General features: G+C 62.0%; 19 protein-coding genes and 1 other RNA gene. 9 read left to right on the top strand and 11 right to left on the bottom strand.

The genetic code is table 11. The features are described from left to right. Positions 1–25: 25 nt before the first annotated feature. Both preA and HRU71_12190 read left to right on the top strand, forming a co-directional pair. The gene (gene preA, locus HRU71_12195; GenBank protein QOJ04197.1) at positions 26–1519 is read left to right on the top strand and encodes an NAD-dependent dihydropyrimidine dehydrogenase subunit PreA; all 1494 of its coding nucleotides are present in this window, start codon (positions 26–28) and stop codon (positions 1517–1519) included. Continuing rightward, a complete protein-coding gene (locus HRU71_12190) occupies positions 1512–2777 on the top strand; it encodes an endonuclease/exonuclease/phosphatase family protein (protein ID QOJ04196.1) in 1266 nt (421 codons plus the stop codon). Before preA ends, HRU71_12190 begins: the two co-directional genes overlap by 8 nt. A 10-nt stretch (positions 2778–2787) precedes the next feature. Here the strand turns inward: HRU71_12190 and gatA are convergent, their stop codons facing one another. The 3 genes from gatA to rpmB all read right to left on the bottom strand — a co-directional run bounded on the left by gatA (position 2788) and on the right by rpmB (position 4853). Beyond that, positions 2788–4206, bottom strand: coding sequence for an Asp-tRNA(Asn)/Glu-tRNA(Gln) amidotransferase subunit GatA (gatA, locus tag HRU71_12185; GenBank protein QOJ04195.1), 1419 nt, complete (start codon positions 4204–4206; stop codon positions 2788–2790). Next, positions 4203–4505, bottom strand: a complete 303-nt coding sequence (gene gatC, locus HRU71_12180; GenBank protein ID QOJ04194.1) for an Asp-tRNA(Asn)/Glu-tRNA(Gln) amidotransferase subunit GatC — start codon at positions 4503–4505, stop codon at positions 4203–4205. Before gatC ends, gatA begins: the two co-directional genes overlap by 4 nt. A gap of 84 nt (positions 4506–4589) precedes the next feature. Beyond that, a complete protein-coding gene (rpmB, locus tag HRU71_12175; GenBank protein QOJ04193.1) occupies positions 4590–4853 on the bottom strand; it encodes a 50S ribosomal protein L28 in 264 nt (87 codons plus the stop codon). A 209-nt stretch (positions 4854–5062) separates the two neighbouring features. Between rpmB and HRU71_12170 the strand changes: the two genes are divergently transcribed. From HRU71_12170 to HRU71_12160, 3 genes are all read left to right on the top strand, one after another. Further along, entirely contained in the window at positions 5063–5689 is a 627-nt protein-coding gene (locus HRU71_12170) for a sigma-70 family RNA polymerase sigma factor (protein QOJ04192.1), read from the top strand. A 17-nt stretch (positions 5690–5706) separates the two neighbouring features. Beyond that, the gene (locus HRU71_12165) at positions 5707–6141 is read left to right on the top strand and encodes a hypothetical protein (protein QOJ04191.1); all 435 of its coding nucleotides are present in this window, start codon (positions 5707–5709) and stop codon (positions 6139–6141) included. Between the two features lie 112 nt (positions 6142–6253). After that, complete coding sequence (locus tag HRU71_12160) at positions 6254–7231, top strand: hypothetical protein (protein QOJ04190.1); 978 nt, start codon at positions 6254–6256, stop codon at positions 7229–7231. A 303-nt stretch (positions 7232–7534) separates the two neighbouring features. Here HRU71_12160 and HRU71_12155 read toward each other — a convergent pair whose 3' ends face one another. After that, positions 7535–8677 carry a phosphatase PAP2 family protein gene (locus tag HRU71_12155; GenBank protein QOJ04189.1) on the bottom strand — a complete coding sequence of 381 codons (1143 nt, stop codon included), beginning with the start codon at positions 8675–8677 and terminating at the stop codon, positions 7535–7537. An 83-nt stretch (positions 8678–8760) separates the two neighbouring features. Beyond that, positions 8761–9867, bottom strand: a complete 1107-nt coding sequence (locus HRU71_12150; GenBank protein ID QOJ04188.1) for an alcohol dehydrogenase catalytic domain-containing protein — start codon at positions 9865–9867, stop codon at positions 8761–8763. Between the two features lie 147 nt (positions 9868–10014). Here HRU71_12150 and HRU71_12145 point away from each other — a divergent pair, with 147 nt between their 5' ends. Beyond that, complete coding sequence (locus tag HRU71_12145; protein QOJ04187.1) at positions 10015–11325, top strand: PQQ-like beta-propeller repeat protein; 1311 nt, start codon at positions 10015–10017, stop codon at positions 11323–11325. A 538-nt stretch (positions 11326–11863) separates the two neighbouring features. Here HRU71_12145 and HRU71_12140 read toward each other — a convergent pair. The 4 genes from HRU71_12140 to HRU71_12125 form a co-directional block, all read right to left on the bottom strand. Continuing rightward, on the bottom strand, positions 11864–13159 hold the full coding sequence (locus HRU71_12140) for a hypothetical protein (protein ID QOJ04186.1): 1296 nt from the start codon (positions 13157–13159) through the stop codon (positions 11864–11866). 104 nt (positions 13160–13263) lie between these two features. After that, positions 13264–14955: a response regulator gene (locus HRU71_12135; GenBank protein QOJ04185.1), complete on the bottom strand. Its 1692-nt coding sequence runs from the start codon at positions 14953–14955 to the stop codon at positions 13264–13266. Positions 14956–15358: 403 nt separating this feature from the next. Continuing rightward, entirely contained in the window at positions 15359–15694 is a 336-nt protein-coding gene (locus HRU71_12130) for an STAS domain-containing protein (GenBank protein QOJ04184.1), read from the bottom strand. Between the two features lie 93 nt (positions 15695–15787). Further along, complete coding sequence (locus HRU71_12125) at positions 15788–16192, bottom strand: helix-hairpin-helix domain-containing protein (GenBank protein QOJ04183.1); 405 nt, start codon at positions 16190–16192, stop codon at positions 15788–15790. Between the two features lie 342 nt (positions 16193–16534). Here HRU71_12125 and HRU71_12120 point away from each other — a divergent pair, with 342 nt between their 5' ends. Together HRU71_12120 and HRU71_12115 are read left to right on the top strand one after the other, a co-directional pair. Continuing rightward, positions 16535–18157, top strand: a complete 1623-nt coding sequence (locus HRU71_12120; GenBank protein QOJ04182.1) for a glycosyltransferase family 2 protein — start codon at positions 16535–16537, stop codon at positions 18155–18157. A gap of 143 nt (positions 18158–18300) precedes the next feature. After that, on the top strand, positions 18301–19452 hold the full coding sequence (locus tag HRU71_12115) for an RluA family pseudouridine synthase (GenBank protein ID QOJ04181.1): 1152 nt from the start codon (positions 18301–18303) through the stop codon (positions 19450–19452). Between the two features lie 25 nt (positions 19453–19477). On the opposite strand, the gene HRU71_12110 is transcribed toward HRU71_12115, so the two are convergent. Together HRU71_12110 and HRU71_12105 are read right to left on the bottom strand one after the other, a co-directional pair. Then, the gene (locus tag HRU71_12110; protein QOJ04180.1) at positions 19478–21016 is read right to left on the bottom strand and encodes a TlpA family protein disulfide reductase; all 1539 of its coding nucleotides are present in this window, start codon (positions 21014–21016) and stop codon (positions 19478–19480) included. Between the two features lie 46 nt (positions 21017–21062). After that, on the bottom strand, positions 21063–21494 hold the full coding sequence (locus HRU71_12105; GenBank protein ID QOJ04179.1) for a hypothetical protein: 432 nt from the start codon (positions 21492–21494) through the stop codon (positions 21063–21065). 460 nt (positions 21495–21954) lie between these two features. Here HRU71_12105 and rnpB point away from each other — a divergent pair. After that, positions 21955–22431, top strand: an RNA gene (gene rnpB, locus HRU71_12100) — RNase P RNA component class A. The last annotated feature ends 473 nt before the right edge of the window (positions 22432–22904 follow it).

Raw genomic sequence — 22904 nt, 5'->3', positions numbered from 1 at the left:
ACGCGCGCGGATCGGAGCGCCCGACATGCAACCCGACCTCTCCATCACCTTCTGCGGCGTGAAATCGCCCAACCCCTTCTGGCTCGCATCGGCCCCGCCGACCAACAGCGGCTACCAGGTCCGTCGCGCCTTCGAGGCCGGCTGGGGCGGCGCGGTCTGGAAGACCCTCACCCACGAACCGATCGTCAACGTCTCCAGTCGCTACGGCGCGGTCGATTACGACGGCCGCAAGGTCATGGGCCTGAACAACATCGAGCTGATCACCGACCGCCCGCTGGACGTGAATCTCGCCGAGATCCGCGACGTGAAGCGCGACTTCCCGGATCATGCCCTGTTCGTGTCACTCATGGTCGAGTCGAAACGCGAAACCTGGCACGACATCGTCAAGCGCACCCAGGACACCGGCTGCGACGGGTTCGAACTGAACTTCGGCTGCCCCCACGGCATGAGCGAACGCGGCATGGGCGCCGCCGTCGGCCAGGTGCCGCAATACGCCGAGATGATCACGTCGTGGGTGAAGGAGGCGTCGCGCATCCCGGTGATCGTCAAGCTGACGCCGAACGTCACCGATGTGCGCGCCATCGCTCGCGCCGCGAAGAACGGCGGGGCCGACGCCGTCTCGCTCATCAACACCATCAACTCCATCATGGGCGTCGATCTCAATTCGTTCGCCCCCAGGCCCAACGTCGCCGGTCGCGGCTCGCACGGCGGCTACTGCGGCCCGGCGGTCAAACCGATCGCCCTCAACATGGTCTCGAGCATCGCCGCCGACCCCGGCGTCGGCATCCCCATCAGCGGCATCGGCGGCATCCAGGCCTGGCAGGACGCCGTCGAGTTCATGCTCCTCGGCGCGACCAGTGTCCAAGTCTGCACCGCCGTCATGCATTACGGCTTCCGAATCGTCGAACACATGATCAGCGGCATGAAAAACTGGATGCGCGAGCGCGGCTTCAAGAAGACGTCTGACTTCATCGGAAGAAGCGTGCCCAACATCGTCGACTGGGGCGATCTCGATCTGTCATACAAAGTCGTCGCCGAGATAAACCAGGCCAAGTGCATCCACTGCGGGCTGTGCTACATCGCCTGCGAGGACGGATGCCACCAGTCGATCAAGTGGGAGAAGGTGCCGCTGGATGAGTTCACCAAGCGCTACGGCGCTGCCCCCTCTCCCTCCCAGGGAGAGGGCCGGGGTGAGGGTGCAGCAGCAGGGTCCGCTGTGCGGGCCCATCCCGCGAACACCAACGGCAACGGCCACCGCCTCATCAACCCCGACATGCACTTTCACAAAAGCGGCGATGTCGAAGTGCTGCCCGGCGCGGGCGACGGCTACGTCGGTGTCTTCTCCATCAAGCAGGACACCTGCGTCGGCTGCAACATGTGCTCGCTCGTCTGCCCGGTGGAAGGCTGCATCACGATGAAACAGGTCGACAGCGGCCTGCCGAAGATGAACTGGAAGGAATACCAGGCCAAGCTCGCCTCCGGCGAGATGCAGAAAATCGAGCCGCCCAGCCATGTGTAACGATTCTCGCAAGTCAGAGCCGGAGCCTGTCGCCCCGGTGAAAAAGTGCTGCACCCGATTGCTCGCGCAGTCACCTCGATTGGTACTTGCGGCGATTGCATTCGGATCGAACGGAATCGCTCACGCCCAGACCGGCACCTTCCTCGACCGCCAGTGGCCCAGTGATTTGCGCATCGCGGACTACAACGTCAACTGGGATTCCATCTTCCCCGACAACGACCCGAACAATCACTCCTTCCGCTGCTGCAACAAAGTCGCCGAGTTTCGCCGGCTCATCGCCGCCATCAACCCCGACATCATGACGCTTCAGGAAATCAACGGCAGCCGGCCCGTCAGCGACGTCACCGCCATCTTCAACGACGTGCTGCCCCTGCCCGGCGGCGCGAGCTGGCACGGCGCCATCGGCTACAACAACGTCACAGTCAGCCGCTGGCCGCTCTCGATGATTGCCACCCAGACGACCCCCGCGGGGGACTTGCCGCGCGTCATGGTACTCGTCGATCTGCCGAATGATCGCTTCGCGCGGGACCTTTACATCATCAACGAGCATTTTAAATGCTGCAGCGGCGCGACCAACGACAACCGCCGCCAGAAGCAGGCCGATTCGATCATCGCCTGGCTTCGAGACGCCCGAACCGCCGGCGGGTCCATCACGCTGCCGACCGGCACGCCGATGCTCGTCCTCGGCGATCTCAACATCGTCGGCTCGCTTGCCCCGCTCAACACGGTCCTCTGCGGCGACATCAGCAACAACACAACGTACGGACCCGACTCCCCGCCCGACTGGGACGCCTCGTGCAGCACCGACGTGCACCCGCTTCACAACCTCGTCGGCCCGGCCGATTACACGTGGCGCGAGGACGGCAGCGGCTTTGATCCCGGTCGGCTGGATTACGCGATTTACACCGATACCGCCATCAACGCCGCGAAGAAGCTCGTGCTGAACACCGTCACCATGACCACCTCCGAACTCGCCGCGAACGGCTTGCAGCAATATGACGTTGTTCTGTCACCTCCGGGCGGCTACGACCACCTGCCTCTGGTCATCGACTTCCGACTGACGGTGCCCGTCCCCGCCAATGGCGACGTCAACCTCGACGCAGCCGTCAACGGCGGCGACATCGACTGGTTCGTGCGATTGATAACGACCGGGCCGGCCAACGACCCGCTGCGCATCGCCAAGGGCGATTTTTCCGGCAACGGCCTGGTGGACGCCGCGGACATAAGCGGGTTTGTCAGCGCGTTGATCGGCATGTAGGCGCTGGATGCTACGCGGCGCACATCGGCGGTACGCGCGTGTGATAATCCGTCACCTGCTGGTAGGCATGGGCGACTTGCAGCAGCCGGGCTTCGGCGAAAGCGGGGGCCATCAATTGCAAGCCGATCGGCAGGCCGTCCGACGTGAACCCGCAGGGGATCGACGCCGCGGGAATGCCGGCGAGGTTCGCAGCGGTCGTATAGATATCTGCCAGGTACATCTGCAACGGGTCGCCGCACTTTTCGCCGAGGCGAAAGGCCGCCGTCGGCGTCGTGGGCGACACGATCACGTCGCATTTCTCAAACGCCGCGCGGAAATCCCGCGCAATCAGCGTCCGCACCTTCAGCGCCTTGAGATAGTACGCATCGTAGTATCCGCTCGACAGGGCATAGGTGCCCAGCATGATCCGCCGCGCCACCTCCGGCCCGAAGCCCTCGGCCCGGCTCGCCGCGACCATCTCGATGAAATCGCTGCCGGTCGCCGTGCGATGCCCGAAATGCACGCCGTCGTATCGCGCCAGATTGCTCGACGCCTCGGCCGTGCAGATCAGGTAATAACAGGCGATTGTATATTTCGTGTGCGGCAGCGAGATGTCCGCGACGGCCGCTCCCAGCTTTCGATACTGCTCGATCGCCGCTTCCACCGCCGCCCGCACTTCGCCATCCAGCCCCTCGCCGAAGTATTCCCGCGGCACGCCCAGCCGAAGCGATCCCAGCGGCTTGCCCAGCTCCGCCGCATAATCCGGCACCGGCTGATCCACGCTGGTTGAATCGCGCGCGTCCTTTCCCGCGATGCAGCCCAGCACGCGGGCCAGACCCTCGGCACTCGTCGCGCACGGCGCGACGTGATCCAGACTGCTCGCGAACGCCACCAGCCCGTAGCGCGACACGCGGCCGTACGTCGGCTTCAACCCGCACACGCCGCAGAACGACGCCGGCTGCCGGATCGATCCGCCCGTGTCCGAACCCAGCGCGTACGGCACGATCCGCGCCGCCACGGCCGCCACCGACCCGCCCGACGATCCGCCCGGCACGCGATCGGGGTCCCACGGGTTTCGCGTTGGAAAATAGGCCGAGTTCTCGGTGGACGAGCCCATGGCGAACTCGTCGGTGTTGGTCTTGGCGACGATGACCGCACCGGCGTCCAGCAACCGCTCAACGCAGTGCGCGTTGTAAGGCGACTTGAAGCCCGCCAGCATCTTCGACCCGCAGGTCGTCGTGCCCTCGTCGGTGCAGAACACGTCCTTCACCGCCACGGGCACACCGTGCAGTGCCCCGCGCGACTCACCGCGCGAAGCCGCGGCATCGAGATCAGCCGCCCTTTTCCGCGCAGGCGCTTCCAACAAACTGATCGCGCATTGAAGCTTCGAGTCGAGCCGCGCGAAGCGCTCGAGCGACGCGGCGACCTGCTGAACCGCCGATTCGCTCATGCCGACCCCTGATCGAGCAGCTTGGGAACTTTGAAGTACGGCGTGTCGCGCTGCGGCGCGTTGGCCAGCGCGCGATCAGCGCCGAGCGACTCGCCCGGCACGTCCTCACGCCAGACGTTCGCCATCGGCATCGGGTGCGCCGTTGGCTCCACCCCATCCGTGTTGACTTCGTTCAACAGCGCGACATACGTCAGGATGTCGCCGAGTTGGCCGGCATAGACCGCCAGCCGATCCGGCGGCAGCTTCAGCCGCGCCAGGTGCGCGATGTGTTCGACGAGCTTGGGATCAATGGCGGGCATGGACGATTCAAACCTCGTGCGCAGAAGCTTGCACGGGTCTGGCGGAGATGTCCAGCCAGGAACCTCGGATCGGCGAAGGCCGCGTCAGGCCGATGCGGCCTCGGGCTTCCAGTTGCGCCGCACCGGCTTCACCACCAGCCCCATGCGAATCGCCTTGGTGGAGACAAGAATCCGCGTGATCTTGCCGTCGACGAGGGCACGGACCTTTTGAAGGTTGGGCTTGAACTTCCGCTTGGTGCGACCCGTGACCTTGGTACCGACGCCGCCCAGGTACTTGGCCTTGCCGCGATGGGTGTACTGGCGGCCGGTGGTCGTCTTCTTCCCTGTGAACTTACAAACGCGTGGCATGCTGCACCTCGACGGTGTCCAAATCCCAACAGTTCCGTAGAATCCGGCAAGTGTAAGTCGGTTCGCGCTTTTTTCAAGTGCTTGCTGGAGCTTATTCGCCATGGGCCGTCAAGCTGGTTCCGATAACCAATGTCGGATTCACCCGGGCTGCTCTCGAATACCGGCAATGAACCACGCCGGGCCGCGTTAGGCCTCCTGTGAGGTCGGAGATGGATGACGCCTCGTTGCGGCAGGCGATTGAGCTGGCCAAGCGCGGCGATGCTCCGGCCATGCACCGGCTGGTCGATCTCTTCGCGGGCCGAATCTTTGGTTTTTTTTACCGCTCGACCGGCTCGCGGGCCGACGCCGAAGACTTGACGCAGGAGGTCTTCGTTCGCGTCGTACGGATGCTGGCGTATTACGAGGACGACGGCCGATTCGAGTCCTGGCTGTTTCGAATCGCCGCGAACCTGGTGCGCGACCGGGTTCGGCAGCAGCGTCGCCGACCGCGTCAACTGTCGGGTCACGGCACTGATTCCACCGGGTGCGGCAGCGAATCGCCCGTACTGGACGAGTTAGCCGGTGAAGAGCCGGCGGCCGATGCCCGCATGGCGCTGGGCGAAGAAGTAGACGCCCTGAATGCGGCGCTGGCGCAGCTTCCGGACGGCGAACGGGAAGTCATCATGCTACGACATTTTTCACAGATGTCGTTCAAGGAGATCGCCGAGGCGACGGGCACGCCGCTGGGGACGGCCCTCGCGCGCGGGCATCGCGGCCTGCGTCGCCTGCGTGAGTTGATGGAATCGCGGGAATCGAACCGTTTCGCCCGGCAATCCGGCGGCAAGTTGAGCGTTTAGCAGGCAGGAGTCGAGTCATGCGGTCGTTTGATCCGGACAATCTGGAACGCGAGATCGCCGAAGGCGAGCGGTGGTTGCGGCAGTTCGAGACGCCGTCGCCGTCGCCGAAGGCCATCGCGCGTATGAAAGAAGTTTTGACCGCGGAGTTGGGTAGTGACCGCGTGGGGGAGCGGGCCGCTCCCATGCGGCGAATCTCCGGCTGGCACGGCTCGCTGGCGGCTGCGGCGGCGTTGCTGTTGGCAATCGGGGTCGGTTGGTACTCCCTCCCCGGACCGGGTCGTTCGTCGTTGACGGCGGCGGAAACGGGCGAGCCGATTCCGCTGTCGATCGATACCACCGAGCAGCTTAGCCGCTACAGCGACTGGGAACGCGAGTTGTCCGCCCTGGAGTCCGAATCGCTGGACGATGTGCTGTCGGGCGTGCGCGAAGCGGCCCTGGAGATCGGCGCGTAAACGTGGGGACGATTGGATCGTAAGCAGAATGCAGACATGAGCGGGCAAGGGTGTGGGTGGCGCGTTCCGGCAATCGCCGGCGCGGGCAGACAAGAAAACAAAGGGCAAGAACATGAACGGGCGAATCAGGTGTGCAGTGGCGGGCATGATGGGGTTGGCGCTGAGTGTCAGCTTTTTGGCAGTTTCGTCGGCGCGGGCGACCGTGCCGCCGGACGACCGGCCGGGTGCGGCCGACCAGGATCGACCGCCGCGCCGGGGTCCGATGGGCGGTCCGCGGATGCACGGCGGTCCGCCGCCGGGGCACCACGAAGACGGCATGGACGACGGACCGGGCCGGCCGATGCGCGAGCGTCGCGGCGAAGGTCCGGACGGCGGCCGCCGCTGGCGCGAAGGTCCGCCCGAACTGACCGATGAAATGCTCGACCAGGTCATGGCCATGGTCGCGGACAAGTTCCCGATCATGCATCAGCGGCTCACGCGGCTGCGTGAGGAGAACCCCGACCGGTTCCGCCGTGCGATCGGGCGCATGGTCGGCGTCTATCACGAGTATCAGATGCTCAAGGAGCGCCATCCCGAAATGGCCGAGACGCTGATCGACGAGATTCGCGGCGAGCAACAACTGGCCGATCTGATCGAGCAGTATCGCGCCGCCACGGGCGATGCGGCGAAGCAGACGCAAATCGAGACGACGATGCGCGAAGTGGTTCGCTCGCAGGTGAACCTGATGCTCACGCGGCGCGAGGCGCGGCTGGCGGACTTCGCCGCGCGGATCGCCCAGCAGCAGGAGCGCCTCGCCGAGGAGCAGTCCAAGCTCGCGGATGAAAAGACACGCGTCGATGAACTCGTGAACCAGCGGCTGGAGGACATCAAGGCCGGGAAGTTGCCGCCGAAGCGCGGCCCGCTTGAAGGGCGAGGCTTCGGTCCGGGGCGACCGGGCACGCCGGGCGGACCCGAGGGTCCGGGTCTGGGCGGACCGGATGAGCGCCGCCTGCGGATGCGTGACGGCAAAGGCCCGCGTCATCCGCGGCCGCGGCCCGACGAAGACATGCCGCCGGAAGACGGCGAAATGCCGCCGCCGCCGGGTGAGTGATGCGCGAGCGTCGACGCATTGGAGAAGATTTCACAGCCGCGTTTCGAGTCGCAGTCCGCGACTCGACAGGTCGGCGTGTGAGGGCTAACTTGAATGCGCTGGCGAAGTGAATCGCCGGCGGAAAACATGAGCGTGGCATCCGCGTGAGATACGTGGGTGGAGTGGGCCTGCGGTCGCTTGTCGACCGCGGGCCTTAATTTTGTATGGATGGGGGAATAGGCATGTCGCATTGTTGCGTCGTGGACGCACCCTACGCTATGCTGACCACTGATCCCCGACAACAGACAACTGCCTTTTTCGTCCTCAATCAAACGATTTCACGAACGCGATGCCCGTGCCGCCCTGCGTGCTCGCATACGGCGCGATCTTCCAGCCGAAGAACTCCGGATCGCGGCCCGACGCGACGCTGTGCCCAACCACCGTCCCGAGCACCGCGCCCATGACCACATCGGAGAAATAATGCTCGCCATCCTCAATGCGTTCGTACCCGGCGAGCGCAGCCAGCGCGTACAGCGGAATGCCCACCGCATGACCATATGCCTCGTGCATGACACTGGCCACGACGAAGCTGCTCGACGTATGGCCCGACGGCATCGTGCCGCGCTCACCGTTCGGTGCCCGGTCGTACGAGGCCGCCTGACCCAGCATCACCGTCACGCCGTTGATGGCCAGCGCCGAGAAAAGCGTCTTGCCTACTTCGTAGGTCTTGTCATCCAGCCGCTGCTGACCGATGAGGTACCATGCCCCGGCCAGGGCAAAGTGCGTGCCGGGATTGCCGATCGCCCCCAGCGCGTCGCGCCAGTCTTCCTTGAAATGATGGTGCGCCGGCCGCCAGTCGCCCTCTTTGTTGAAGTGCCGCTCGATCGAATGATCGACGCGCGATTCCTTGATCGCGATCGCCCCGCCAAACGTGCCGCCGAGGATGACGAGATTGACCGGGTTGGCATAGACGCGCTTCGTGTCACGCCAGAGATCGGCCGGCGCGTTCTTCACGTCGCGCTTGACCGTCTCCCAGAACAAAGGCAGCGGCGGGCGACGAAGATACTTGTCTTCTTTCTCCGACCAGTTGATCTCCACCCCGTCCGCGGCATGGGCCTCCTCGCCTGCATCCCCGAGCAGCAGAATCGTTTCGTCAAAATCGAGCTGCGCCGCCTGCGCCAGCGTGATACCGCCCTCGCGCGACGCTCCACGGGCCGGATCACCGGTTGATTCGGACTCGATCGCGACGGGCTGGTTCATTCGAACCGTCGCGGAGCGCGATGACCCGGAACTTCGCCATGCCCGATTCCTGTCCGTATGCGGCGAATCACCGGCGCTCGCCAATCGCTCCCGCTCGATCTGATCCAGCCGACCCGCCAGCCCTTGCGGTGCCACGCTCGCCGTCCGCGCGCCGCAACCGGCGAGTGAAACAACGAATGCAATCGCAGGAAGAATGAACCGTGACATGACAAAGCCTCCCATCAGGTTCGAGGCCGCCTCGCGCCATCCATGGCGCACCGGCAGGATAGTACCCGCAGGCTTAGCCTTGCTCAACCATTCGGCAGAATCACGGCCTTGCCCGTGCGCCAGTGCGCCACTTCCTCCAGCGCTTCGTTGACCTGATCCAGCCGGAACCGGTGCGTGATCAGTTCATGAAACGGGAAGCGATCCTTCCGCGCTCGCAAAAAGGTCAGCGCCCGCGCCCAATGCACCGGTTCCGAACCGTACGATCCGTGAATCTCCAGCTCGCGCTTCGTGATGTGATGCGGGTTCAGCATCACCGGCCCCGCGTCGCAATACTGACCCAGCACCATGTACCGCCCGCCATCGCGCGCGAGCGGCCAGCCCTCGGCCACCGCGGCCGGATGACCCACGCACTCCACCACGCAATCGGCGCCCAGCCCCCCGGTGTGCTCCAGCACGATGCCACGCCGCTTGTCGGCGTCGCGCACCTCGTCGATATCAATACAAATGTCGGCTCCGAACCGCCGGCAACGCTCCAGCCGCTCGCGCGGCCCGCCGATCGCGATGATCGGCCGGCACCCCGCGTCCGCCGCGATCGCCAGCGCCGCCAGCCCGACCGGCCCGGCGCCCTGAATCACCACGCTCTCGCCCCAGCGATACGGCATCTTCTCGCACGCGTGCACGGCCGTCACCAGCGCGCAGCCCGCGCCGATCAGCGACTCGCTCGGCAGATCGTCCGGCAATTTGAAGATCGCCGTCCCGGCGCGCAGATGGTGATACTGCCCGTACCCGCCCAGGAAATGCGGCGGCGCGTTGCACGGCGTGTTCACACCGTAAGCCTTGCGATTCAAACACCGCGCCGGAAGTTTATACAATCGACAATATCGACACTGACCGCACGTCATCCCCACCGTCCACGAAACCCGATCCCCCGTCCGCAGCGGCTGGCCCAGCCAGTCGGTCGCCTCGCCGCCCACGCCATGAACCCGCCCCACCGTCTCATGCCCCATGATCAGCGGCAGCGGAACCGGCAACTGACCCTCGTGCAAGTGGACATCCGTCCCGCAGACCCCCGCCATCTCGACCTTCACCAGAACCTCGCCGGGGGCCAGTTCCGTCGGCAGCGGGAACTCCTCCACGCGAATCGGCTGCTTGAACGCGTGCATCACGGCGGCTTGTGCGGTTCTGGTCATGATGCCCGTGATTCTGTCGGCCCACGTTGGAATCGTCAAAGCACCGCTGCGTTGCCCGCCGTGCTTGAGTTTCCAAAGTCCGCACGGCACAATACGTTGTATCCTGTACCGACTCGGCGAGCCTCAACCCTCCAGGAGCATCCGAACATGGCCTTCGCGTATTACGACGCACTGCGTTCAATCTCCATCCTGCGCGCGTCGCGCGCGGCCGTCTGCTGCCTGACCGCCGCAGCCGCCCTCTGCTGCACCGTCCATGCCCGCGCCGAGAGCGGCTGGACCCGCTGGGGCGGACCGAATCAGGACTGGAAGATCAAGTGCGGCAAGCTCGCCGGCGAATGGCCCGAAAGCGGCCCCAAGAAAATCTGGACGCGCGAGCTGGGCGAGGGCTACTCGTCCATCAGCGAGGAAGACGGCAAGTTGTACACCATGTATCGCGAGGAAGGCGAAGACGGCAAGGAAGTTGCCATCTGTCTTGATGCCGGCACCGGCCGGACGATCTGGGAGTACAAGTACAAGGCCAAGCCGTCGGATGAACACGTCATGGAGTTCGGGGCCGGTCCCCGCGCCACGCCGCTCATCTGCGACGACCGCGTCTACACCATCGGCGTCTCGGGCATCATGCACTGCCTGAACAAGGCCGACGGCAAGGTCGTCTGGAAGCACGATCTCTGGAAGGAGTTCAAGGGCACCGTGCTGAACCACGGCTACTCCTCCAGCGCCCTGGACTACGGCGACACGGTCATCGCCATGGTCGGCGGCAAGGGCCACAGCCTCATGGCCTTTCGCAAGGACAACGGCAAGGTCGTCTGGAAGAAGCAGGATTTCAAGAACAGCTACTCGACGCCGATGGTCATCAACGTCGACGGGCAGGATCAGTTGCTCTGCTTCATGGCCGAGGAACTGGCGGCGCTGAACCCCGAGAACGGCGAGCTGCTCTGGCGCGTGGAGCACAAAAACCAGTGGGGCCAGAACGTCTGCCTGCCGGTCTGGGACGCGAAGGACCACCTGCTGTTCATCACGTCGGTGGCCCAGGGCGGAAGCAAGTGCCTGAAGCTGTCACGCGAGGGGGACGAGACGATGGTGGAAGAGGTCTGGGCCAACCCCAAACTTCAGATTCACCACTCCAACGCGATCCGCCTCGGTGACACGATTTACACCTCATCGGGCGGGCGCGGCCCCGGAATCTTCTACGCCGTCGACGTCAAGACCGGCGACATCCGCTGGAAGGAACGCGGCTTCGCCAAGGCGACATTCGTCTATGGCGACGGCAAATTCTTCGTCGTCGATGAAGACGGCAACGTCGGCCTCGTCGAGCCGGACCCCGAGTCGTTCAAGATCAAGGCCAACGTGCCCCTGCTCACCAAGGCCGCCTGGACCCATCCGACCCTCGTCGGCAAGCGGCTCTACCTGCGCGATCGCAAGGTCATCATGGCCCTGGATGTCGGTGCGAAGTCCTAAGGCCTCGCAGCAAAATCTGATGCCCACAACCGGGCGTTGCTGATTCCATGCTGTTTCAAAACCCCCTCTCCCTTTCAGGGAGAGGCTCGGGTGAGGGTGAATCCTTTCGGTTGAACTACTGTTCCCCCTCACCCAACCTCTCCCCCAAGGGGGAGAGGAGTTTTGAAGCCGTTCTAGGAGCAAGTCGCCTCCCGCGTCTCGAATCCATCCCATTGGGGAGAGGAGTGTTGAAACCAGTTCTAGAACCCTGCAAGAAAAAAGCCCCTCGTTCACCTCGCGGCGGCGAAGGGGCTTTCATTTTCTTATGATCGCAACCGGAGATTATCCGGGCGCGGGTGATTAGATACGCGGAGCCGGGTAGAGGATCCACTGCATGAGGACAAAGAAGTACCAGATCGCCGAGAAGATCGCTGCAATACCCACGGGATGGCCTCCTGTACGGGTTCGCGCTCGCGCCCGCCATAGAAGCGGACTTCATGCAAGAGCGAAGCCGAGTGTAGCCAAACGAAAACCGGCGTCAACAAGGTCTTGATGCGGTCTACTGCGCCCCGAACTCCAGATTCTTGCGAAACGCCCGGGCGAACAGGCCGTGCAGCCGGGCCAGGACGTACATCCCGTAGAAATAGAATGCCATGACCGCGCCCCACGCGACGAGGGCAAGGCCGACCTGAAGCAGGTTGCCCTCCTTCGAGCCGGCCGACATCTGGCTGATCTTCGGGATGAACCAGTCGTGAACGATGGCCCAGAACGCGCCGCCGAACAGGATGCCATAGACCACGAGAATGACGACGAGAAACAGGTAATGCACGTGGGTGCGGGCGATGCCCTTGGCCACGTTCACCGGGTTGATGCCCTGCGACACCGATCCGAGCGCGATGCCGACGAGGTTCATCGGGACGCCCAGCGAGATGATGAGCAAGCCGACAAAGAACCCCGCGCCGCCTTTTTCCAGCAGGTCGGTCGCGTTCGTCTCCATGACGAACTCCACCGGTGTCTTGCCCATCGTCAGAAACACGACGATGCTCAACATCACCGCGAAATAGACATTTAACACAAGATACGCCACGACGCTCTTGCCCCACTGGGCCGGGCTCCACGACAAATTCGGCGGCGCCTCCTGCCCGACCGTCGTTGCACGAACCACGTCAAGAAACGTGTGGATCGCCACGGCCGAGAAGAAAAACACCTCGAGCGCGAAGATGCCCATCAGCATCAGCGATGCGGTGCTCAAATCACCGGTCTGCTCGGCGGCTTCCGTCCCCGCCGCGCTTTGCTGCATGAGATAAGTCAGCGACGTGAAGATCGCCACGGGTACCAGCCCCGCGCCGACCGCGATGCCCGCCGCGTTCATCAGCGACGCGATCGCGGGGATCGGATAGGCCATCGCGCTGCCGATGCCGCTGTAAAACAGCGCGACGGAGGACGGACCGCTCTGCCGACGGGGCGATGGCCCGCCGGCCTTGACCAGCGCGGGGATCGGGTTCCAGCAATTGGAGCAAAGCACTTCGGTGTACGGATCTTTCGCCTGGGTCGGTTTCTGACAGCTGGGGCAGATCCGAACGTTGGGGTCGCCCTTGGAGGCTGCCTTCTGCGCGGCGGCGATGGCGGCCTCCTGCGCCGCCTTCAGCTCCTCGCCTTCCATTTCACCGGCCTGTTTCTCCAGCGCGGCGAGACGCTCCAGATCGAGATCGTCGCCGGCCCCTCCGCTCCGCAGGGCGGTTTGCAGCTTGGGCACGGTGAAGGCACGATTGCATGCGGGGCAGCGAATCGCTCGACCGGCATACTTGTCGGCGATCTGCAGGGCCTTCTGGCACCGCGGACATCGCAGCTTCATGTCGGCACGTCCTCCGTCCGCCCGGCCCGGGGGCGAATTCTACGCGGCATCCACGTTATGAGTAAGGCTACCCCCGAAGCGGCTCGACGCACTTCCTCGCCGCGCTACTGCTGCGTTCCGGTACCCGCAGGCATCAGCGCTTTGCGCACGGCCTCGACCAGTTGATCGACCATGAACGGTTTGAACAGCACGGCGCTCAATCCCTCGGGCCGCGCGCGGACAATCGAGTGATTCGGGTCGTAGCCGAAGCCGGTCATGAGAATCACGGGGCAATCGGCCCGCTTGTCGCGCGCCGCGGAAAAAACCTCGTACCCGTTCTTATGCGGCATGCGGATGTCGGACAGCACCAGATCATAGCCGTTTTGCTTGATGCGCGCGATGGCGTCGCTGCCGTCGGTGGCCATGTCAATCCTGCCGCCGCGGCGGGCAAGCAGCTCGGCGATGGTCTCGCGGATCGTCTGATCGTCGTCGGCGACCAGGATGCGCTTGCCGTTGATCAGCGGATCGACCGGCGTGGCGTCGTTGTGACGGCCGAGGATGCCGGCGCGGGTCGTGCCAGCGGCCTTGATGCGCTTGCTGATTTCCTTGGCGTTTTCGCAGATCGCGGCGATCCGCCGGCGGAGCGAATCGTTGCCGATGTACTCGTCCATGATCCCCTGCGATTCGGCAATGATGTCGTTCACCGGCCCGGCCACTTCGCTGCACACGTCGTCGACCAGTTGCCCGCCGAACTCGTACCGCTCGATGATCAGCAGGTCCAGCGTGTTCAGGGCGATCGCCACGTAGCGGGCCAGAATCTCCGCGAACTGCTTGTCGTCCTCGTTGAAGGCGTTGACTTGGTCCGACTCGATGTCCAGCACGCCGATCACCGCGTCGCGCAGCCGCAGCGGCACGGTCAGCGAACTGCCCGTCGTGTCCAGCCCCTGGAGGTACAGGGGATCCAACGAAGTATCCTTACAAATGTAGCTTTGTCCGGTCGCCGCCACGTAGCCGCTCGTGCCGTTGCCCGTCGGCTCCGCATAGATCACGTAATCGCGGCTCTTCTGCGACAGCCCGTGGTGAAACACGAAGTCCAGCTTGTTCGTCTTCTTGTCGATCAGCAACACGGCGAACTTGTCGAAGTTCAACAGCTCCTTCAGGTAGCCGTGCATCTTCTCTTCCAGCAGCGCGATGCGCTGCTCGACGTTCATCCCCGCATACGTTTCCGCGTCGATCCGCGCCAACTCCCGGCCCGCCAGGTCGATCGCGTCGATCTTCTTCTGCAAACGGCGACTGTGCGTCACGTCCCACACCACCGCCGCCACCTGCGACACCTCGCCGCGCGGATTCATGACCGGGGTCACCGTCAGATCGAAGTACTGATCCTGGCCGCCCGTCAGACTGAAGCGCCGCGCGCGGTGATACGAGGGTTGCGCGGGATCCGCCTCCACGGCACCGCCGAACGTCTTGGCGCAAACCTCGCAGACTTTCTCCTGCAAATCCGCCGGGTAGCTCTGCATCTTGGGATTCGACCAGACGTGCCGACCATCCAGCCCCACGATGCAAACGCCCTGCCCGATCGTCTCTAGAAGCAGCGTCGCCTGGTGATTGATCGAGGCACGCTCCAACGCCAGAAAATCGCGCTGGTCGCTGATGACCAGGTCGTATTGCCCGTCGCGCAGCGCCGCCACCGCTTCATCAAACGAGGCGACGGTTCGAACTTCGGCTTCGGGAAAAATCTGCGAAACGCGGTCGGAAGAGGGAGAACCGGGGCGGCTCAAGACGAGGATTCGTGAATGAGTCGCCGTGCCGTTCATCGCGTACAAACCCGCTGTTTAAATTCCCTACGACCGCGCAGGGGATGAGCCCATCGACGAGTTGAACAGACCGGAATCCCCCGGTATGCAGCCATGCGAAAACCTTTCACCAAGGCCCTTGTGCTGGATTCTATCACGCCTGCACCTTCCAAACCAACCCCCTCCCCCCTTACGTCGGAAATTGCGCGTTTTTACGCGCCCCATTCCATCTATTATCGACCGGATGCTATCGTCGGCCCTATCAACAGGGGGCTTTGCCCATTAAACACAGGCTGTACCAAGATCAAGCTCTCACCCCTTGGAGCCGCTGGAAGTGATCGCTTTCTTACTGCCGAGTACAAGGCGTTTCGCTGGAATCAGCGAGGGGGAGACCAAGCTGGCACGGGTTAATTCATGCATGGATCTAGCTAAGCTGTACGCTTGCCAGACCGCTGGGTACGTCGTCGCAGAAATCGAAGATCTTATCGAGGCCGGTGACGAGGAAGACCCCCCAAACGCCGGTCTTGATGCCACAAAGACGCAGCTTCCCCGGGGCCGAACTGCTCATCATCTTTCGCAACTTGAGCAGCTTGGCGATGTTGGAGGAATTCAAGTAGTTCACGGCTGTGAAATCGAGGACGACGTGACAGCCGCCTCGCCGCTCAACCATCTCGTGGAGCGAGTTCAAATCGTCAGAAAACAGGGGGTCATCCTGCAATTCCGCCAGAATAATGTTGTCGGACCAGTCTTTAAGAGACATTGCATCTGACCCAAAACAGGCTCGGAATCTCCCGCCAATGGCCGCAACGGTATCGGTGCATGGAAATGCTGTCAACACAAACCGGTCCGGTCTTCACGAAGGTTGCTCCCTTACTCTGCGAACGCTAAGGTAGGGACCGATTCGCTGGAGCGTGCGACTGCCGATTCCCTTTACCGCGATCAGATCCCGCACCAGCAACGGACGTCCCGCCAAAGTACGGTACTCGACAATCCGGCGAGCTAGACCCTCTCCAACGCCCGGCAGTTGTCCCAGCTCGAACCACATTGCACGATTCAGGTCCAGTTTTCCCGGAATCTCACTGCATCGACCGCCTTCCTGACCAGTTTCCGGACAGGAAACGGGTATCGCCAGAAAGTGGACGAATAACAGGGCCGCAAGCACCACACTCGAAACGACCGCAATTGAGCGGTTCCAATCGGCCCGTCGCTGGGATAGTTCCGAATCGACTGCAACTTCGGCGGTCCATTTGTCGTACATATCTTTCGTTCTGTCAGAAGATTATGGCCATCGCCCCGCGCGAGCTTCTGCGAGTCCGCAACGGCTCTAGTCCATGCGATGCCACGTATGCCCGTGTTTTAGGACCTTCCGATCACACGGCCGGATTGTCAGGAGATCATGATAAACAGGCAAGTGGTTTGTGACTAACGTCCTTGCGTTGGTGCTGTCTAGTTTGAAGAATTGGATGCCCCGCCTGAAACGGGTCGAGCCATCGTGGGAGTGATCGGCGCGTCGCAATCGCTCGCGAGGGTTCGCATTCCAGAAAAGCCAGATCGCCACCAAACGTCCTTCTGGATGGGGTTCATCAGTTCAGGATCATCCATGTATCGCGCTCAATTCGTCGATGGAGCACAGCGGCTCGCACCGCGCGGCCGCCGCACCCACTCGTTCCGCAAACCAACCGTCCGCGCCCGCGACCGACAACGGACCGATCGCCCATCCGTCGAGGACGTGGCGCGGTTCATGCCGGAGCAGCCGCAGTCGATGGTTCGTTATGAGGCATGGATCAAGGCGGGCATCCTGGTGTTGTGCGTCGTCGTCGCCGCGATGGTTATCGCAAGCGGTCGATTCACCCTTCGCCACTCGTTGTTCACGGGCAGCGCACTGGGCGATACGTTCTGGTACTCGGCAATTTTCTACGGCGGTCTCATGTACGCCGTGCTGGTCTGGCGCGTCGTGATGTGGCGGCGCTACAAGCCGATGGACGCCGTGCCGGAAAAGCATCTCCCCTCCTTGACGGTCATCATCCCCGCCTTCAACGAAGGCGCGCTCGTTCGCCAGTCGATCCTGTCGGTCGCGGCCAACCGCTACCCGCGCCACAAGCTGGAGATCTTCGCGATCGACGACGGCAGCAGCGACGACACATGGCTGCACATTCGCGCCGCGGCGGCGGAAGTCGATCCGCGCATCCGCATCACCACCCACAAGCAACCGAAGAACATGGGCAAGCGCCACGCTCTGTATCACGGCTTCATGCACGGCCGCGGCGACGTATTCGTCACCATCGACTCCGACAGCGTGCTGCACCCCGAAGCGTTGCGGAACGCCGTCTCGCCCGTCGTGCGCAATCCTCGCATCGGCGCGGTGGCCGGCTGCGTCGAGGTGATGAACCCCCGGCAGAGCATCATCACGCGATTCCTCAAGACCACGTTCAGCCTGTCGTTCAAGTTCGTGCGGGCCTACCAGAATCAGTATTACGGCGTCTTCTGCACGCCGGGGGCATTGAGCGTCTATCGCGCCGACGTCGTGCGGAAAGTCGCCGACGAATGGCTGAATCAGCACTTTCTCGGCCTGCCCTGCACCACCGGCGAAGACCGCGCCATGACGAACCTCATCCTGCGCGAGGGCTGGCTGACGGCGTACCAGCAGAATGCGGTGGTCTACAGCCAGATGCCGCACACGTACCCGGGCATGGTGAGGATGCTGCTCCGCTGGGGCCGCAGCAACATTCGCGAGACGATTGTTCTGTTCCGCTTCCTGTTCACGCGTTTCCGACGCGAGTACCTCCGCACGTTCCAGTTTCAAATGGTGCTGGTCGCGCTGACGCTCGTCCTCCCGCCGTTCATGATCTTCAACAGCACCTTGCTGCTCTTCACCAGCTACGGCTACGTGATGCACCAGCTTGGCATGTTGCTGATCTACGGCGCGACGATGGCGACGATTTATTACGTCAACGAGCGCGACAGCGACTGGATCTGGCTGTTCCTCTACGAATTCAGTTGGGTGCCGGGTTTCTCGTGGATCATTCCCTACTCGGCCTTCACGCTTCGCAACACCGGCTGGCTGACCCGCGGCAATGCAGCGACATCCGACTCGGCGAGCGAACTTGAGCCGGAGGCGGTCCCCGCCACCGCGACGCTGCATCTGCCAGCCGCCGCGAGAACCGCCCCCGCTGCCGCTCAACATGCACCCGCGCTCAATCCGGTCGTGGCCATGGCGCAGTAATCATCCCAGCCACAGGCGCGAGGCGCAGATCCGTCCTGTGGCGGATGAGACGGGACTCCGGTGCGTTCGCAATCGCGCCGCCGTTCATCTACCATTCCGGCGTGATGACCGACAAAGCGTCCAGGAATCCCGCCCACGGATCGATGTCCGCCGATGTTGACGACGAGATCGTCGCGCCCGTCGCCCCCGCCGCGCCGATTGAAGATCCGTCCGTCATTGCCGCAGACGACGCCGCGACGATTCAAACGATTGACGCAGCCGAAGACGAATCCCGCCCGCGCGTGCAGATCATCGTCCGCCGACGTCTCCCCGGCGCGAGATTGGACAAGTATCTGACCAGCCGCTTCCCCAAGGTTTCGCGCACCACGATTCAACGCCTCATCAAGCAGGGCGACGTCTTAGTCAACGGCCGGCCGACGAAGAACAGCTACGAGATGGAAGGCGACGACGTGATTGATATCATCTTCCCGCCGCCGCCGGTGTATGACGTTTCACCTGAAGACATTCCGCTGAATATCATTTACGAAGACGACTTTGTCCTCGCTATCAACAAGCCCGCGGGCATCATCTGTCACCCGGCGAGTCGCACGCAGGGCGGCACGATCGCCAACGCGCTGGCGTTCTACTGCAAGAGCCTGTCGCGCGGGGGGGATGTCTTCCGCCCCGGCATCGTCCATCGGCTGGATAAGAACACCACAGGCGTGATGATCATCGCCAAGACCGATGAGGCCCACTGGCGGCTGGCGGCGCAGTTCGAGAATCGAACGACGACGAAAGTGTATCTCGCCGTCGTCCACGGCAACCCCGAGTTCGACGAAGACGTGATCGACGTGCCCATCGGGCAGCATCCGACCGTGCACGATCGCTACGTCGCCAGCGGGCTGGCCGAGCGCATGGGCGGCAAGTTCGAGAAAAAGCTGGGCAAGAGCGCCGTCACGCGCTACAAGGTGCTCAAGCGGTATCAGGGTTTTTCGCTGGTAGAGCTGCACCCCCGCACCGGCCGCACGCACCAGTTGCGTATACATATGTCGCATATCCGCCACCCGATTGTCGGCGATCCGTTCTATGGCGGGCGGAATATCTCGCTGCGCGACGTGACCGGCCGGCCGAGCGACAGCGCCGAGCCGCGATTCTGCCGGCAGATGCTGCACGCGCACCGACTGGTGGTGCAGCATCCGATCCACCAGACGCCGCTGGAACTGATCGCCCCGGTCGCGCCGGATATGCAGGAGTTGATTGACCTGCTGGAACAGCGGCCGTTGGTCCATCCGACGGGACCGAAGCGGGGGCGGTGAAGGAACGAGACCTTATTGCTCGCTTCTATTTTGAAGCGACTTGCATTCGTATGGATTCGAAATGGGCTTTCACATATTTCACGTCTTCGCTACGAATTCGTTCATCCAACACGTAAATCAGTTCAGGCAATGGAAGGCAATCATATTTCCATTGGTCGAGCGTGAGTAGCAAATGGAGCCGAATGCGCCAATCAGGTTCGTGATGCTTGAGAACGGATAGCAACCATTTTTGCATGCGGCAACGGTCGCTCTTGGTCACTGTGCGGCTGTATGGGATTGTGCTGAGTTGATCGAGAATAAAATAACGAACCAGCAAATCTAATTCCGACATTCCCGAATGAATTGAATAATCAGACATCAGCTTTGACAACAGTATTTCCATGTCGGCCGTTGTCATCCGGGCTTCCATGTCGCGAACATAGTCATCAAATGCCTTGTACTCCCCGGCTGCACCGAACCATCGGGTGGTCCATTTTAGTGATTCGTCTGTATATTTTCTGTAGGCGATTTCCCATTCTGACGGCGGTCGAATAACTCGTGGCCTGGTCTTGTCCAGTTGCGACAAGGATTCGATTAAAGCGTATTGAACCAAGGGATGAGCTTCCGAACGCTCGGCCTGTGACAATACGTTGATCGCTCGCGCATTCCCGGGACGCAGAGCCTTGCCGACTTTTCGCGCTCGTTCGGCTCGAACTTCCCAGTCCGGTTCGGTCCAGTCAAACGTATCCAGTAATTCGTCGCCTAGCAACGAAATACCCGCATTAAGGTTGCGTGCTTTCATGGGTGTCAACAGATCAAATAACGCTCCCATAAGAAAGAGACGACATGCCGAATCGCCCTGCCAGCCACCGACCGGAAGATTTGCCTGGTAGAAACTCATAATACGCTTGATGTCCCTCTCAATCTCATCCGCTTGACCTGCTTCAATTCGAGTAATGAAGTGATCGATCTCAATATTCAAGGCGGCTTGATCGTAGCCCTTGGCAGACGCAGGCCTGTTTGAGACAAATCCGCTCATCGCTCCAAGTCGAACCGGATTATCTACACTCATTAATGGCATTTGGCTCAATATTGTTTCGAGACGCCGAGTCGATGTTTCTCCTACTTCTCTCAACAGCTCATTTCCACTGCCATCAATAAGAATTACTGTTGGCAAGGCATTGACGCCAACTAATTTTTGGTTTGTACAGACGACATACTCCATTTGATAACGCCTGATGTAAGCGTGAGCCTTTTCAGCGGATTCCTCGGTGACGCCGATGACGACAAGCCCGCGGTCAGCGTATTTCCGTTGCAGGGCGTTGAGCTTTGGAACTTGCTTGAGGCAGACGGAACACCATGTCGCCCAAACTTCCAGCAGGACCGGCCTGCCGCGAAGCGTTTGCCATGAAACGGGCCTCTCGGTATTAAACCACTCAACAGAATCAAGTGGACAGAGTACCTGTGCAGGCTTTGAACCGGCGGAGCCAGGGCCGGCATCCACTAGACAATATGCTGCAACAGCTATTGCAAGCATTGCCGCCACTGCAAATGCTGCGATCCCGATCCACGGACGAGTCTTCATCGACTGCCTCGATATCTCTGGCGATTTACAAATGCGATCTACTCTCTCATTGTGCTTCCGGAGGAGCTGGAACAGGCTCCGGCACCTCTCTGATCAAGTCTGGCCCGTGCATTCCCCATAGCCCATAAAGTAAGTTGTTCATATAGAAAGTATAATGGGCGCTACCTTCTACTTCATTGGCCGCCATTATCTCAATCACGGCCGCGTCAAGTATTGCCATTTGAGCGTCAAAATCTGCTTGGGTGCGTCCAAACACCCAATTCTCCGAATTCTGAATGTCCATGAGCAGTTCGGATCGCTCCGACGGGGAAAGATAACAAATGAAATTTGCAATCGTCACGGTTCGCCAGAATTCCGGAATAGCCATGAGAATCGGTTGAGTAATCGATGTGTCGCATGGCACGATGCGTTCACAAGAGCATGCGCTCAAGCTATTATCCACGGATTCAGTTTCTACGATTACTTCAGTTGCTTCCACATCTCTGACCTCTTCAACCGGGTTCGCTATGATTGCGAATCCGCCATAGGCTGTATTGCAGGCGTCGAAGCATTGTTGACGAGCCAGCGGTGTTTGTGGTTTGGCGTTACAGCACGAGTTGCAGGAGCGACGCGGATTCGCGGCTGCCGCACATGCAGTAATACAGTTTGTAGTTCCAGCGGGCTTCAAACAAGGGTTGACAGGGCATCCCGTCAACACAACCAACATCATACATGAAACAATCAGCGAGTTAATCCGTGACATAGTTCAAGCCTCCATTGGTGCAAAAAGCAAAAGAGCCATTTCGTGTAGCATACCCCCCCCCTATGGCGATGTCAAGCGGAAAATATGCGACCACGGGTGCCGGTGGCATGCGCGATCTGCACCCGTGGTTATATTCCATAGCCCCTTCGGGGCATCCCGGACGCAGCATCCACCCTCGGCTACAATGCTTCCAAGCAGAGTGGGCCAGGCGGTCGCCCGGGGCGCGAGAGCGCTTCGGGAGGAAAGTCCGAACTGGTCCGGGCGCGGTGATGGCTAACGGCCACCGGCGGCGACGCCAGGGACAGTGCCACAGAGATGAGACCGCCGATGGGTGCCGGCTCTCGAGACGGCATCACAGGCAAGGGTGAAACGGTGCGGTAAGAGCGCACCGCGCGGCCGGCGACGGTCGCGGCACGGCAAACCCCACCGCCAGCAAGCCCATGTAAGCGGCGAGTCCGCAGCGACGAAAGCCTGCGATTGTCGATTTCGATCGACGAGTGCGGGCGCGATCGGCGAAAGCTGATCGGCGTCGCGGCGGCGCGAGGCGGCCCGTCTCGCACCACGCCGCGGGTAGGGCGCTTGAGCCGGCGAGCAATCGTCGGCCCAGAGAAATGATCGCCACCGCGGGAGCGATCCTGCGGGACAGAATTCGGCTTACCGGCCCACTCTGCTTTTTTCAAGCTCTCCCTCAAACGCCTTGGCTTGCACATCGTGAAGCGCATTTTTGATTAGAAACCGATAGAGATTCGCCGAGGGCTTGGGGACCAGTTTTGACGGGCCGGCGATTGCTCCGGGCGCGGCGGGCATGGTCGGTTCCAACGCAAAGAGGCCGAACTTCTGGCTGTAGCCGTGCGTCCATTCGTAGTTGTCCATGAGCGACCAGTGAAAGTAGCCGCGCAGGTCGTAGCCCGCTTCGCGCACGCGGCGCACGGCCTGGATGTGCTGCAATAGATACAACTGGCGTTTTTCATCTCCCGCGTCGGCGATGCCATTTTCCATGATCACCATCGGTTTCTGGTAGCGCCGGGCCAGCTCGACGATCTCCTCTTCCAGCCCGCGCGGGTCGATGATCCAGCCGAGATCGGAAACGTGCTCGCCCTTTCGCAGCGACTGCGCCCACAGCGCCAGCGGGCTGGCGACTTCGCG

It is taken from the genome of Planctomycetia bacterium, assembly GCA_015200345.1.
Taxonomy (GTDB): domain Bacteria; phylum Planctomycetota; class Phycisphaerae; order UBA1845; family UTPLA1; genus PLA3.
This window is presented reverse-complemented; position numbering and strand designations above follow the sequence as displayed.